The following is a 15,127-nucleotide window of genomic DNA, read 5'->3' on the forward strand; positions in this document are numbered from 1 at the left end:
GGAATAGATTCAATCATATCTTGAATATCAGCTTCACTCGTTTGAACCTCTCCATATACTTCCGATCCATAACTCTTAAATAGGTTAAGTAGAGATACTTGGTCCCTCCATAGAAATGATTAGCTTACTAAATGAGTGATGCATTCTCTTCTCCCCATTTGCACCACTTTTTAGTAGCCATCAAAAAAAAGGCGGTTTCTCCCCATTTGGAGAAACCAGCCAGAAAGGGGTGGCTTACACCTCTTCAAAATACTCTTTGTAGAAGCCTCCCATTTTCCCGCTTTCATCTATGACGAAGTAATACTCTTCAGATTCGTTTTTTACTTCGTATTCTTTTCCAATGGTTAAAACATTTTCTACTGTATATTTCTTCGCATCCGTATGTACGCATTTCACCTTTTTTCCGGTATTGTTTTCCGTCCAAGTTTTGTGAATCAATTCAATAACCTCCTATATGACTGTACTATGCTAATAGTATATTCTTACAGAGCTATAAGTTCAACTACTATCTCATTTGTCAGTTTTTTTTGTGAAACTATCACTTTCAATAAGAATATATGGTATATTATAGGAGGAATTTGCAGGAGAGGTTCGATTATCGTGAGAAACGGATTAAAAAGAATAGGTATGTTCACTTTGGTTTTGATAGTTTTTTACATGAGCACCCACAGACCTAATGAAGAACAATTTTATTTATGGCTTTTAGATGAATACAATATTGAATGCCATGAATCTATAACATGTACGAAGAAACTTGAAGGAAATTCTTATTCAACCCTGATTGAAACAGGCTCAAATGTTAAAAACGGCTACTTGTTATTTAACACTATCGGTAAAATATATGAGGATGAAAATGGCTCAAGAACCACAATTAAAGCATTGGGTGTATTCGAGAAGTATTTTACTATTATTAAGGATGAACAGGATTGACTGATTAAAGGAGAAGGCATCTTTGATCAGTCTTTTCTTACTTTTCGATAACGTACCTTTTTCCATTTCGAGGTATTAGGTTTTTTTTTCAAGGTAAAGACAATACTGTACACGATAACCCCGATGAATAAAATGGTGAAAATGATTCCTACCTTCACGCTCACTTCTTCCAGTAATCCCTGAAAACTCTTTGGAAAATACCTCCCAATCTGAAAATACACATATCCCCAAACGAAAGCAGACGGAAGAGCAAATAAGAGAAACTTCATGAAAGAAATCCCTTTTGAAGTACCTGCAATATAAGGCATGAATAATCGGATGCCTGGTATAAAATAGCTAAACGAAATGGCAAATGGACCATACTTGTTTATCCATTTTTCACCATTATCAATGAGTTTCCTTGATTTATTTCCCTTCATAAAACGGGAAATTAATTTTGTCCCGAAATATCGGCCATTTAAAAAGGCGAAGATTCCATAAGAGATTAATCCACTATACATAAAGAAAAAGGAGGTATACGGGTCGAAATTTCTCCATTCAGATAAATATCCCGATAGTGCAGCAGCGAGTTCGTTAGGTACCGGTAATCCTAAAAAAACAATCCAGCTAAAAAGAAACATGGCGATATATCCAAATTGATCGACCAATTGTAGTAAAACATCCATCGCATCACCCCATTTCACACAAAGCGACTATTTTTTCGTGCTTTTCAAACCTGCCTGCGCTTTTCTATTCACTACCCAATATTGATAGGTTGAAAACGCTCGGAAGCCCAACCTCTTGAGAATCGGTGCAGAGTGCCCGACTCTGGCCTGACAGGTTACAAACCGACATTGCGCTCGTTGTGCCATTTCCAATCGATGGGCAACTATTGAAGAATATACTCCTCCATGCCTTGCTTCTTGGAGCACCCCTCCTCCATTGAGGTAAAGGACTTCATGATCACGGCTAAACCGATAATTTCCGTATCCAACGGCATCACCCTCTTTATTGTAAGCTAGTGTGAACCCACCATCCGGTCCCCAATTCCTCATAAACTCTCTTCTTTGATTAAAGATGACCGGCTTATCTTCCTCCCGATATCCCCATAAGCAGGAACTGATTTCTACAAGATCATGGATGTGAAGGTCACTTTCAACTGTAATGACTCTATGAGCAGGTGAAGGGATGAAATGACTCTGGTTTAGATCAAAAAACAGCCCCTCATAACGCTCTTCCAGAATACCATCATGTGATTGGAGGAATTCCTCTCCCTGATCAATAAGTGGCTCCCTGATCCACATACTAAAGGATTCCTTTCCATAGAATCCTTCAACCACCTTCCATTTTTCATGCAGTTCATTCATATTGTTCACAATGAATTTAGGTACCTTATTAGCAAATACGTTTTTCAACTGTTTATTTTTAATTGCAACGATTCCATCACTGTGTAAACTATCCACTTCACTCGGAATCAATCGACCTGGATAGTCCCAGTGATGTGATTCTATTGCAGTAAATAATTGATCATCACTTATCTTCATGACTTCACCTCCCGGATCTCATTTCGTACATCTATTCTTCTTCGTTAAGAAGATCCTGCACCTGATCTTCTGTCATCCCTATTCCAACTAATTGTTGCTGTAGCTTTTCATGATAGGACTTGCTTACATGTGGCCGACTACCACGTAGAATCTCTTTTGCATAATGATCTGGGGGACAAGTTTCCAGACACTTCCCTTTCACAATAAAGGTTAATACGTCCTTGAAAAGCTTGCCGCCAATCTGTATGTCGATGAAAGCTGCTCTATACCATCCAGGGTCTACCCCTTCTCTTGTGAACAAGTATTCTACTGCTTGTTGAGGGAGATCATATACTACTCCTTCCATTGTCCCTCCATCCTCAATGATGTCTCCCCTGCCACCATCATGTACTTTAAAGAGATACTTCATAGAATATCCTTCTAGAACGCCTGCACCAAGACAGTTTTTAAAATGGTGATCTACTTGCGCTAATTTAAAACGCTCATCATCCATGCACGAACCATACGCAAAATAAAGTATTCTATCAGGCTTTTCATGTAGAAACTGATGTACTTTCCAATCTCCTGAAAGAATTTCTTCTTGGAACAATTCTTCGTTTTCAGAATAATACACAAAAGCTTCCTGCGGTCCATTATCTGTGTTGACCAGTTTAAGCTTTCGTATATAAAGGTTGTCTTCACGTTCTTCGATGAAATCCTCCAACTCATCTAACGGTGATAATATACCGGAGTTGATTTTATATAATTCGCCATAAGTGGTCCCATTGCCTTCTTTTAGTGCAGGATATCCTCTTTTTGTATCGTAAAGAACACCTTCCACCCAAGCTTGTTCCCTCATCAATATGGCTTCCTTTAATAAAAAATGATTGCTTTCGTGTTTTCTTAACGTCCCATAAACAAAAACGTACACAGATAATCCCCTTTCTTTTGTTTACATAATTAAATTATAGTTAATAATATAATACGGCTTTCCTTTATTTTAGCAAATAGTCTCTGAAATTTCAGTTATCTAATATTCTATTATACTCTTATATCCGTATGAAAAGGACATTCCCGATGAATTGGGAATGTCCTTTTCAAGGAAGCGTTTTCAATTTGTTAATTACTTTTAGGCAGGGCTGCTTCTTTCGCCTGCTCTCTTAAACGAAACTTTTGAATTTTCCCTGAGGCTGTCATTGGGTAGGAATCAGTAAACTCGATATACCTTGGAATCTTATGACGGGATATCTTCCCTGTGCAATATTCTCTAATCTCTTCTGGTGTTGCGGTTAGACCTTCCTTCAAAATAATCCAGGCCATAACTTCTTCACCATAAACTTCATCAGGAATTCCAATGACTTGAACATCTAATACCTTTGGATGGGAATAAAGAAATTCTTCGATTTCTCTCGGATAAATATTCTCACCGCCTCGAATGATCATGTCTTTTAATCTTCCTGTAATTCTACAATAGCCATGTTCATCCATGACCGCTAAGTCACCAGTATGCAACCAACCTTCATGATCTATGGCTAACCTGGTAGCCTCTTCATTCTTGTAGTACCCTTTCATGACGTGATACCCACGAGTACACAACTCTCCCTGTACCCCATGGGGAACTTCCCGGTTCGATCCAGGCTCCACAATCTTTACCTCTACATTTGGCAAGGATTTTCCAACCGTTTCCACCTTTAATTCAATCGGGTCATGGGTACGTGTCTGCGTAATGACAGGGGAAGATTCTGTCTGACCATAGGCAATGGTTATCTCATCTGCTCCCATTTTGTCCATGACGCCCTTCATTACTTCGATCGGACAGTTACTTCCGGCCATAATTCCAGTACGCAAATGGGAAAGATTGTATTGATCAAAGTCTGGAAGGTTTAACTCGGAAATAAACATGGTTGGCACCCCATGAAGTCCGGTACATTTTTCATCCTGCACCGTTTGGAGTACCTGTTTAGGATCGAATTCCTGTAATGGAACCATAGTAGCCCCAACAGATACACATGCAAGTGTTCCCAATACACATCCGAAGCAATGGAAGAATGGAACAGGAATACATAAACGGTCTTCGTTCGTCAATCTCATGCACCCGGCAATATTATAACCATTGTTTACGATATTCGAGTGGGTAAGCATGACTCCTTTAGGAAATCCTGTCGTTCCTGACGTGTATTGCATATTGATGGCATCATGGGGGGAAAGGCTCGAAAGTCTTTCATCCAGCTCACCTTCCTCAACATCATCCCCTCTATCCATAATATCCTGCCAGCTATATGTACCTGGATATGCCTTCTCCCCTAAGACAATTACATTTTTTAAATAAGGAAGTTTTGAACTCTCCAATTCTCCTGGCTTAGACGTTCTCAATTCAGGACAAATTTCATACAACATGTCTATATAGGAAGCTCCTCTGAACTCTTCCATCAAAATAATCGTTTTACTGTCAGATTGCTTTAATAAATATTCTAATTCAGCAGTACGATAATTAGTATTTACGGTTACCAGTACAGCTCCCATTTTGCCCGTCGAAAACTGACTAACTAACCACTCAGGAGTGTTAGAAGCCCATATGGCGATATGGTCCCCTTTATTGATCCCGAGATTCATAAACCCCTTTGCAGCTTGCCTGCACTGTTGATTAAATTCATGATAAGACCATCTTAAACCTCTGTCTGCGTAAACGACCGCTTCAACCTCAGGCTGTATACGAGCTTTTTCTTCGAGTAATTCACCTACAGTTGCATGTAAAATCTCCGACAAATGAATATCCCCCTTTACCTGTATTTATGTTAAGCCTGGAACCTTTCAGTTTATGTAGTCCAAGAGGTTAAAATTTTAGTTCCTTATGCGTGTAATATTATCACAAAAATTAAAATTTTCAAACTAATTAATAAGAACTTTCTCTTGTCTTTTATTTCTCTAAGGTGAAGAGCTATTGACAGGAGTTAGATGGCAAGTTTCTACATGAACCCGATGATTCTAACTTTTTAATTTAGACAAAAAACGTCTTCTCTAAACCTTTTTCTACATAATAACTAAAAATACTACTTTAGACATAATTTATAAAAAAACCTTTTCAAATGAGTAATTTCTATGTAGAATATATAGAAAATATAGAAAATTCTATATTTTATACATTCCTGGGAGGTTGGTCATGAAAATCTTAAGTAATGAACAGTTGGTGGCAGCTTATCGTGATGCTGAGAAACAAGGGAATGATCAAGACTGGATTTTGCTTCTTAAGAAAGAAATTCGTAACCGAGGATTAAAGCCTTTTAGGAAATCTTGACAATTAAAAAAGAATACTAGCTTTTATCTCACCCCCTGAGATGAAATTTTCACGACAGACTCATTTTCACTTGAGCCTGTCTTTTTTCATTCTAACTCATTTAAACTGTGCGATTGATTTCAGCACCATGCTCTCCAATCAAATGACCGTGAAAAATCGACACCACATGTTGAAAGCCCATTCATTTTAGAACCATGCCTTAACTGTGTTTCTTAATTTTGGATCCATGGTATTCCTCAATTTGTTTGAATTGCTCATTATCCAATATTCCCATTTTATGAAATAGATACGAATACTTAATTACTTTTTTTGAATTGAAATTCTTCATCATTAAACCTTCCCCCTTTATCTGTCCAAGAGTTTCCTTTGGTAAACTTTATTTTAGTTATCCATATTTTATTCTCTTAGTAAAAAAACGTGAAAAAAGGCTGATCCACAATCCACTAATGGATGTATGAATCAGCCAAACATTCATCTATTCTTATTCAATCAGGACTACTTAGCCTTCAAGTAGTAAATCTTCTGGATTCTCAAGTAAATCTTTCACCATTGCCAGGAATCCAACAGCTTCTTTCCCATCAATAATTCTATGATCATACGATAAAGCAATGTACATCATAGGGCGATTTTCCATTGTATCTTTATCAATGGCCACTGGACGAAGCTGAATTTTATGCATTCCTAAAATCCCAACTTGCGGTCCGTTTAAGATTGGAGTTGATAGTAATGAACCGAATACTCCACCATTTGTTATAGTGAATGAACCACCTTGCAGATCCCCAAGAGATAATTTGTTGTTTCTAGCCTTTGTAGCCAGTTCCATAATTTCCCCTTCGATTTCTGCAAAGTTCTTGCGTTCACAATCACGTACAACAGGTACTACCAGTCCATCATCCGTAGATACAGCTACCCCAACGTCATAGAATTTCTTAAGAACGATTTCATCCCCATCGATTTCTGCGTTCACGTACGGGAACTTCTTAAGAGCTGCTACAACTGCTTTTGTAAAGAAACTCATGAAACCAAGTCTTACATCGTGGTCATCAAAGAATTTATCCTTTTTACGTTTACGTAGCTCCATTACTTTACTCATATCAATCTCATTAAACGTTGTAAGCATGGCAGCTGTTTGCTGAACCTCTACTAAGCGTTTCGCAATCGTTTGACGACGGCGTGACATCTTCTCACGAACAACCGGCTTTCCATCATCTTTTTTGGCAGGTGCTTTCTTCTCTTGAACAGAAGGTTTAGATGGAGCTTCAGCCGGCTTATTGCTATAGGCTTCAATGTCCTGCTTACGAACACGGCCTAGAGGATCCGTTGGCACATCGGAAAGATCGATACCTTTTTCGCGTGCCAACTTACGAGCAGCAGGAGAAGCGATTGGACGATTCTTTTTGTCCTCTTTCGCTGGTGCTACTTCAGTTGCCTCTTCTTTCTTCTCTTCCTGTTTAGGGGCAGGTGCTTCTTCTTTTGTTTCAGAAGTTGCTGGAGCTTCTCCACCTGCACCGACTATGGCAATAACTTGACCGACTTCGACCGTATCGCCTTCATCAGCTTTAAGTTCTTGAATCGTACCTGCTTCTTCTGAAATCACTTCAACATTCACTTTATCTGTTTCCAGTTCAACGATGTATTCGCCCTTTTCCACATAATCCCCTGGTTGTTTCAACCATTGGGCGATTGTACCTTCTGTAATTGATTCTGCTAATTCTGGAACTTTAATTTCTGCCACTGTGATGTCCTCCTCTTTCTTATCGAGTTAACGCTTCGTTAATAATTCGTGATTGTTCCTTTTTGTGTACTGTTGGTTCACCTTCTGATGGACTGGAACGTCTGCGACGACCGACATAATGCACTTCAACACCCTCAGGTGCAATGGCACGAAGTCGTGATTCTGCAAATGTCCACGCGCCCATATTCTTAGGTTCTTCTTGAATCCATACAATTTCTTTAAGGTTTGAATATCTTTCCAGTATTCCCGATATATCACCTTTAGGGAATGGATAAATTTCTTCTACCCTAAGAATGTGTAACCAATCTTTATCATCGATATTTTGAAGGTGCTCTTCTAAATCAATCGCAATTTTCCCGCTGCACAATACAACCCGTTCAACAGCAGCCTGGTTCTCACCAAGACCCTTTTGCTCCAGAACTGAATGGAATTCTCCATGAGCTAATTCCTCAGCAGTGACAGCTGCAAATTGATTTCGCAGCAAGCTTTTCGGCGTCATGATTACAAGTGGTCTTACTTCTTCTTTTTGTAAAATGGCAGCCTGACGTCTAAGAATATGGAAGTATTGACCAGCTGTAGAACAGTTGGCAACCGTCCAGTTATATTCTCCACCCAGTTGCAGGAATCGTTCTAAGCGGGCACTTGAGTGTTCCGGCCCTTGACCTTCGTATCCATGCGGTAACAGCATAACCAGACCGGTTTTTTGACCCCATTTTGCACGGCCAGCTGAAATAAATTGATCGAACATTACCTGTGCCATATTGGAGAAATCACCAAATTGAGCTTCCCAAAGAACCAATGTCTCAGGTGCAAATACATTGTACCCATACTCATATCCAACAACAGCTGTTTCAGTAAGAGGACTATTAAGAACAACAAACGAAGCATGACTGTCCTTTAGATTGTGTAAAGGAATGTATTCTTCACCGGTTTTTTCATCATGAAGAACCAGGTGGCGTTGAGCAAATGTACCACGCTCTGAATCCTGTCCTGTTAATCGAATCGGCGTACCATCCTTCAAGATTGAAGCAAACGCCAAAGTCTCAGCATGGGCCCAGTCAATTTTCCCTTTACCTTCAAACACCTGGCTGCGTCGCTTTAAAATGCGATCCAATTTCTTGAACACATTAAAGCCCTCCGGCCATTGAAGCAGTTCATTGTTTAAACCTTCAAGCTTATTAAAATCAACACTCGTATTAATTTCCGGTAAGCCATTTGCTACGTACTCAGGTGGAGCAAGCACGGTATCGGGATCATCGTCTTTAGCCGGTACTTTATCGTAAGCCCCTTTTAATTCTTCTTCGATGTCGGTATCCATTTTCTCTACATCTGATTCTGTGACGATTCCTTCTGAAATTAATTTTTCAGCATATAGTTTCTTAACATTTGGATGGTTTTGAATGACTGAGTACATTAATGGATTCGTCACCATCGGTTCATCCATTTCGTTATGACCAAAACGACGGTAGCCAATCAAATCAATGACAAAGTCTTTTCCAAAGGTTTTACGATATTCATAGGCGAGCACCGCTACAGCAAGACAAGCTTCAGGATCATCTGCATTGACATGGACAATCGGAACTTCAAAGCCTTTGGCAGTATCAGATGCATATTTCGTAGAGCGGGAATCGCGGCTTTCAGTCGTGAAGCCGATCATATTGTTCGCAATCAGGTGAATGGATCCACCAGTGTTATATCCACGTAATTGACTCATATTTAATGTTTCAGCTACAACACCTTGTCCAGGGAAGGCAGCATCTCCGTGAATCATGATGGCATAGGAAGATTCCGGTGATTGCCCTGGATAACCCTTATCTTCCCGAACTTCTTGTGCAGCACGTGTGTAACCAGCCACAATCGGGCTCACAACCTCTAAGTGACTTGGGTTATTCGCCAGAGTGACACGTGCTCTCGCTGTTGACGACTGTAGAGGAGAGATTTCGCGATCAGCACCTAAATGATACTTAACATCACCTGTCCATCCATATGTAATCCCAATTGATCCTTCTGAAGGAATCAGATCCTTGCTTGGGGCATGTTGGAATTCAGCAAAAATCATTTCATACGGTTTACCAATGACATGGGCCAACACGTTTAAGCGCCCTCGGTGTGCCATCCCGATATTGACTGTTTTAGCACCTGATTCAACTGAATAACGAACCATTTCGTCCAGTAAAGGTACCATAGAATCCAGTCCTTCAATGGAAAAACGCTTCTGACCAACAAATGTACGGTGAATATATTTTTCAAATCCATCCACTTCGGCAAGGCGTTTTAATAACGCCAGTTTCTTTTCCTTAGAAAGAGGAGTGAAATAGGATTCTGATTCAATCTTTTCTCTTAACCAATTCTTTTCTTCAAGCTCATGAACATGAGCATATTCAAATGCCAGTTTTTTGGTGTAGACCTGTTTTAAATGATTGATTGCCTGCAAGCCATCCTTTATGTGAGAAGGTGCATTCGGGCATAAGAAATCAACAGGAATCTGCTTTAAATCTTCTTCAGATAAATTAAACTCCGATAGTTCAATTCTTCTTGTGTCTTTATTTCGGTCATTAAGGGGATTAATATCCGCAGCCAAATGACCATAGGTACGAATATTATCTGCTAATTTGACTGCAGCTACCATTTTACTTAACGCAGTCGGTTGTGCTGGCAACGTGAATGATGTATCCCCATGCTGAGCACTTGCGATTACTTGTACGTCTTCAGCTGTAGGAGGGCCCCATTGTTCGAATAATTCTTTCAATTCCGGATCTACGTCTGTTGGATCCTCCAAGAATTGCTCATAAACCTCCATTACATAGCCTAGGTTAGGTCCGTAAAACGATTGCCACGGTTCCCCTTTTGCCGATTGCTTTTTCATTGTGAAAAACCTCCAACTATTTTGCCAGTTAGTATAATTTGGGTATCATGTATTCTTACAATTCCAAAGCCTTATTTCATTATGCAAGAATAGTAATTTTAAACACATTAAAACGCTTACAAGGACATTTTATCACTGTGCTGTAGTAAGATAAAGACTTTATGACAAATTTCTCAAAATTTTGTTTTCCGTATTATGCATATGGATATTACTTATATTCCCATAATAAATTACAAGAAAACCTTTTAGTATATTCGACTATTCTGAAATAATATTTTATTAAGCGCTTTCTCTTTCACCTTCTTGTATCCCTGATATGAGGGTGCTTTTTTCATAAACCATCTTACTACTGTTACTAAAAAAAACCAAATATTTTTTGTTATTTTTCACAAATTTTTATAGATTATAAGATTTTCAGAATGATAAATAAACCTTAGTGTTTAATTTCTTCCCTATTGCAAATGAACTCATCGCCCATGCGTTGCATATAATATAACAATCATGGCGGTTGGCCTATATAGATAAAGTGAGGTGGTTCACATGTTCCCATGGAGTTTATTCCCTTTCAGTAAAGACATGAAAGATCAAATGAATCAGATGAATCCGAATGAAATGGATTCCTATATACAGGGTATGATGAAAAAAATGTTCCCGGGCGGATGGGACGGTATGATGAATCCGAATGACATGATGAGCGGGGCGCAATCCTTTATGAATCCGATGGGCAAACAGGAGCAGAAATCTCAGCGGGGTCAGTCTTCTCCTGCATCTAATTCAATATCTGCAAATGTCTTTGAATCTTTTGAGGATATTTACATCCGGTTTCAGGTTCCTAGTGAAGAGTGGATGAAGCAATTGAAAATTTTCCATACTTCGAATCAGGCAATTATCGAGAACATCCCTGAGCAGGGGGAAAGACAGGTCATCACACTCCCTTGTCTTGTGAAAAAAAAAGGTGCGGTTGCCCAATACAAAGACGGCATATTAGAGCTGAAAATACCTAAAAGTATCGACATGCAATATACAGAAATAGACGTCTCAGATAAATACTGAGACGTCATTTCTCGTAGAATACATTTAATGAGCATACTTAAGAGAGATGCGTAAAATTGTACCTGAGGGTTCGTTTCTTAAGGCTAAGATATCACCGTTGTAGTTTTGGATGAGCTTTGATGCAATGGCTAATCCCAAACCATAACCGCCTTTTTCACGACTTCTGGCCTTATCCACACGGTAGAACCGGTCAAATACCTTTGGAAGATCATCTTCTGGAATTCCGATTCCTTCGTCTTTCACCTCGATCATCACATCTTCTTCACGATTCACTAGCTTTATTTCAATGTTTGAATGCTTATCAGAGTATTTAACGGCATTATCTAACAGGATGATCATAATTTGTTCCAGATGCCTTGGCATAATAATCACCATCGCTTCATAATCCAACTCATCCAAGCACAGAAAAGTGTGTTCTTGATGTAGAAATTTAAAGTCTCTAATAACCTTATCAACCACTTTTCGTGGATTGGCACGAGCGGTTTGAAGATCAAATTTCTCACAATCTGCCCTGGAAAGCTCTAGCAATTCACCTATAAGCCTTTTCACTCTTTCAAGTTCTTCCAATGATACCTGTAAAGATTCTTCCAGTATCGTCGGATCTTTTTTTCCCCACCTGTTCAAAAGAGCCAGGTGTCCTTCTAATACCTGTATGGGCGTTCTCAATTCATGTGATGCATCTTCAACAAATTGTTGCTGTTGCTGAAACGATTTCTCGATTTCGCTCATCATCTTATTGAAAATTTGTGATAGGTCACTGATTTCATCATGGGCCTTCACAATCTCCACTCTTTCGTGGAACCCTTTTCTTTCGATGGATCTCATTGTTTCAGAAAGCTTATTTAATGGACGCACAAAGCTTCTGGCCATGAAATAGCCGATAATTGCACTGATCAAGAGCGCGAGTACCCCGGTGATGGTCATCATCCAGAACAGGTTCTTCATGATCTTTTCATATCGGCTTAAAGGCTGGATAATTTCAAAATATCCGTTGAATTGACTCGATCTTATCGGAGATCTCCCAATAAGCATTTGTTTTCCCTCAGATTCAATGAGTGTAACTGCCTTCTCTCTAACGGGTTGAAAAGGAACGTAAAAAGCTGATTCATTTTCACCTCGTATTTCCAATACTTGATCACCCCGACGATCTAAAATACGTATAGTCTGGTCCTTTTCAGCTATTTGTTTCATCAAATCCCGGCTTTCATAAATGTCCTGGAGCTGTATATTTGGCCCTTTTTGTTTAAAAAACACCGTAATTTCATCCAGAACACGACCAAAGTTATTTTCTTCTTCATCCACCATCCACTTACTGATTGCATGATATTGAAAAAAACTAAATAAGAAAAAGGCAAGGAAAATGGCTGAACCAGCCGCTAATGCCCACTTCACTTTAAGAGAAGAGGGCTTAAAACGATTTATGAATGTATTCATGTCCTCATCACATACCCGGTACCACGTACAGTTTGGATGTAGCTATCTTCGTCAGGCGAATCAATTTTATTTCGCAAATATCTTACATAAACATCCACTACGTTCGTTTCAACCTCGGTATCATAGCCCCACACTTTATTGAGAAGGACTTCACGTGTCAAAACAATATTTTTATTTTCCAATAAGGCGAGTAAAAGGTCATACTCCCTTTTCGTAACCTCGATTTCATTTTCAAGCTTAAACACTTGCCGTGACTCCTTTTGAACGGTGATATCACGGTAATGATAAGTTGTTTGAGTCGAAGCTGTTTCTTCATTTCCGGCTCGTCTAAATACGGCCCTCAATCTCGCTAACAGTTCTTCAATAGCAAAAGGCTTTACGATATAATCATCTGCTCCGCTGTCCAATCCTGATACACGATCCATTACACTATCCCTTGCCGTGATCATGAGGATCGGAATAGCTTTCACTTGCCGGATTCTTCTGCAAACCTCAAGTCCGTTTAAATTCGGCAGCATAAGATCCAATAAGATTATGTCCCAATCCTCGTTTAAACTTTTCTCTAACCCCCCTCTTCCATCATAGGCAAGACCCACTTCATATCCTTCATATTTAAGTTCCAGTTCAATGAACCGGGAGAGATTTTTTTCATCTTCTATGACTAAAATTCTTTTCACATAAATCACCTGCTCTAAATGCTTAATATGTCTTATTTTATTTTACTTTTACTGAAAATAAAATCATTAAGCGCTTGAAAGATTTCAATACCTTGATACGTCATTAATGTAATGGCAGTAAAACTGAAAAATAAAATAGGAATTATTCGAATCCACATGGTTCTTACCTCCCTTTTATTATTACCCTCATTTTCCTCCACTTTCATTAAAATTGAATGAGAGAAGGGTAAGTTTTCACTTAGAGAAGAAAGAAATCTTAAGTTTACATAATGATATTATAATCAAATAATTAAATAGTATGAAATTGCTCCTGTTGAAGAAAATAATAGTTGTATAAATAAGAATGAGGTGCACGAAATGGAAAGTAAGAAAAAATTAGATTTACTTGCGTTATCCTCTATTCCTTTAGTTATGACACTCGGAAATTCGATGTTGATCCCTGTTCTTCCTCAATTAGAAAAGGAGCTTAACATTACGGGATTTCAATCAAGCTTGATCATCACCGTATACTCCATCATAGCCATACTCTGCATTCCGATTGCCGGTTACTTATCCGATCGTTTCGGGAGGAAAAAAATTTTAATACCCAGTTTAGTCATTGCAGGAATCGGAGGCCTCATTTGTGGACTTGCTTCCATATACGGGTCGAACGCCTATATTTTTGTAATTGCAGGAAGGGTTGTTCAAGGAATTGGAGCAGCCGGTGCTTTCCCGGTTGTCATCCCTACCGTCGGTGATCTCTATGAAGATGATGATCAAATCACCATAGGATTGGGCATAATCGAGACATCTAATACTTTCGGCAAAGTTCTAAGTCCGATACTTGGTGCATTATTTGCCGCATGGATTTGGTTTATTCCCTTCTTTTCCATTCCGGTATTTTCCCTTTTATCCATTCTATTGATCGTCGTTTTTGTAAAAGTCCCGGCTAAAAAAGGAGAAGTAGCGAAACAAAGTATTAAGGAATTTGTTCATGAGGTGGGAATCGTCCTTAGGAAGGAAAAGAAATGGATTTTCGGAATCTTTATTATCGGAATTATTTCCATGTTTACTTTATTTGGATTTTTATATTATTTATCAACCCGCTTAGAGCAGTCTTACGGAATTAACGGAGTAATGAAGGGACTATATTTAGCAGTCCCACTTCTTTTTTTATGCCTAACCTCCTATATAACCGGAAAAGTGATCGGAAAGAGCAAAGACAAGATGAAGTGGGTCATCGTATTTGGATCCTTAATGAGCTCGGTGGCTTTCATCCCAATAATCTTTACTGAAGGAAAATGGGTCATCTTGAGCATTTTTTCCATTGCTGGTATCGGAATGGGTGCAGCCCTTCCCTGTTTGGATGCATTGATAACAGAAGGAATTGAGAAAGAACACCGTGGAACCATTACCTCCATTTACAGTTCAATGAGGTTTACAGGTGTCGCTTTAGGTCCTCCTATAGTAGCGTTGATTGAACCTTTGAGTACCTTTATTATTTTCATAGTTCTAAGCCTATTTGCCAGCCTGGTCGGAATGCTTTTCATTAAGGTTCCTGAAACACCCCCGCATGCTGTCTCAACTAAAAAGGCTTAAGGATTCATTCCATGATGCATGATGAAAAAACGGAGCTGAATGCAGGCTCCGTTTTTT

General features: G+C 39.0%; 14 protein-coding genes. 4 read left to right on the forward strand and 10 right to left on the reverse strand.

The annotated features are described in order from the left end of the window. Positions 1–234: 234 nt before the first annotated feature. On the reverse strand, positions 235–438 hold the full coding sequence (locus tag ACYH0O_RS14120) for a DUF6501 family protein (RefSeq protein WP_149156741.1): 204 nt from the start codon (positions 436–438) through the stop codon (positions 235–237). A gap of 162 nt (positions 439–600) precedes the next feature. Between ACYH0O_RS14120 and ACYH0O_RS14125 the strand changes: the two genes are divergently transcribed. Then, positions 601–930, forward strand: a complete 330-nt coding sequence (locus ACYH0O_RS14125; RefSeq protein WP_482629227.1) for a hypothetical protein — start codon at positions 601–603, stop codon at positions 928–930. A gap of 26 nt (positions 931–956) precedes the next feature. Here ACYH0O_RS14125 and ACYH0O_RS14130 read toward each other — a convergent pair whose 3' ends face one another. The 4 genes from ACYH0O_RS14130 to ACYH0O_RS14145 form a co-directional block, all read right to left on the reverse strand. After that, complete coding sequence (locus ACYH0O_RS14130) at positions 957–1,595, reverse strand: DedA family protein (RefSeq protein ID WP_482629228.1); 639 nt, start codon at positions 1,593–1,595, stop codon at positions 957–959. Between the two features lie 27 nt (positions 1,596–1,622). Beyond that, a complete protein-coding gene (locus tag ACYH0O_RS14135; RefSeq protein ID WP_482629229.1) occupies positions 1,623–2,453 on the reverse strand; it encodes a GNAT family N-acetyltransferase in 831 nt (276 codons plus the stop codon). Between the two features lie 31 nt (positions 2,454–2,484). Further along, positions 2,485–3,363 (reverse strand): gamma-glutamylcyclotransferase family protein, encoded by an 879-nt coding sequence (locus ACYH0O_RS14140; protein ID WP_482629230.1) that lies wholly within the window; start codon positions 3,361–3,363, stop codon positions 2,485–2,487. Positions 3,364–3,551: 188 nt separating this feature from the next. After that, positions 3,552–5,189 carry an AMP-binding protein gene (locus ACYH0O_RS14145; RefSeq protein WP_482632574.1) on the reverse strand — a complete coding sequence of 546 codons (1,638 nt, stop codon included), beginning with the start codon at positions 5,187–5,189 and terminating at the stop codon, positions 3,552–3,554. Between the two features lie 403 nt (positions 5,190–5,592). On the opposite strand from ACYH0O_RS14145, the gene sda reads away from it, so the two are divergent. Then, complete coding sequence (sda, locus tag ACYH0O_RS14150; protein WP_044336757.1) at positions 5,593–5,727, forward strand: sporulation histidine kinase inhibitor Sda; 135 nt, start codon at positions 5,593–5,595, stop codon at positions 5,725–5,727. A 199-nt stretch (positions 5,728–5,926) separates the two neighbouring features. Here sda and ACYH0O_RS14155 read toward each other — a convergent pair whose 3' ends face one another. The 3 genes from ACYH0O_RS14155 to ACYH0O_RS14165 all read right to left on the reverse strand — a co-directional run bounded on the left by ACYH0O_RS14155 (position 5,927) and on the right by ACYH0O_RS14165 (position 10,328). Next, on the reverse strand, positions 5,927–6,058 hold the full coding sequence (locus ACYH0O_RS14155) for a hypothetical protein (RefSeq protein ID WP_426892062.1): 132 nt from the start codon (positions 6,056–6,058) through the stop codon (positions 5,927–5,929). Between the two features lie 168 nt (positions 6,059–6,226). Next, positions 6,227–7,462 (reverse strand): 2-oxoglutarate dehydrogenase complex dihydrolipoyllysine-residue succinyltransferase, encoded by a 1,236-nt coding sequence (gene odhB, locus ACYH0O_RS14160; RefSeq protein WP_149156746.1) that lies wholly within the window; start codon positions 7,460–7,462, stop codon positions 6,227–6,229. A gap of 19 nt (positions 7,463–7,481) precedes the next feature. Beyond that, positions 7,482–10,328: a 2-oxoglutarate dehydrogenase E1 component gene (locus tag ACYH0O_RS14165; protein ID WP_482629231.1), complete on the reverse strand. Its 2,847-nt coding sequence runs from the start codon at positions 10,326–10,328 to the stop codon at positions 7,482–7,484. A gap of 540 nt (positions 10,329–10,868) precedes the next feature. Between ACYH0O_RS14165 and ACYH0O_RS14170 the strand changes: the two genes are divergently transcribed. After that, positions 10,869–11,381, forward strand: a complete 513-nt coding sequence (locus tag ACYH0O_RS14170; protein ID WP_482629232.1) for an Hsp20/alpha crystallin family protein — start codon at positions 10,869–10,871, stop codon at positions 11,379–11,381. Between the two features lie 24 nt (positions 11,382–11,405). Here the strand turns inward: ACYH0O_RS14170 and ACYH0O_RS14175 are convergent, their stop codons facing one another. Beyond that, positions 11,406–12,815 carry a HAMP domain-containing sensor histidine kinase gene (locus tag ACYH0O_RS14175; protein WP_482629233.1) on the reverse strand — a complete coding sequence of 470 codons (1,410 nt, stop codon included), beginning with the start codon at positions 12,813–12,815 and terminating at the stop codon, positions 11,406–11,408. Continuing rightward, positions 12,812–13,492: a response regulator transcription factor gene (locus ACYH0O_RS14180; protein ID WP_482629234.1), complete on the reverse strand. Its 681-nt coding sequence runs from the start codon at positions 13,490–13,492 to the stop codon at positions 12,812–12,814. The genes ACYH0O_RS14175 and ACYH0O_RS14180 overlap by 4 nt, the downstream gene beginning before the upstream one ends. 357 nt (positions 13,493–13,849) lie before the next feature. Between ACYH0O_RS14180 and ACYH0O_RS14185 the strand changes: the two genes are divergently transcribed. Next, entirely contained in the window at positions 13,850–15,070 is a 1,221-nt protein-coding gene (locus ACYH0O_RS14185; protein WP_482629235.1) for an MFS transporter, read from the forward strand. The last annotated feature ends 57 nt before the right edge of the window (positions 15,071–15,127 follow it).

The organism is Rossellomorea sp. H136 (genome assembly GCF_056838065.1).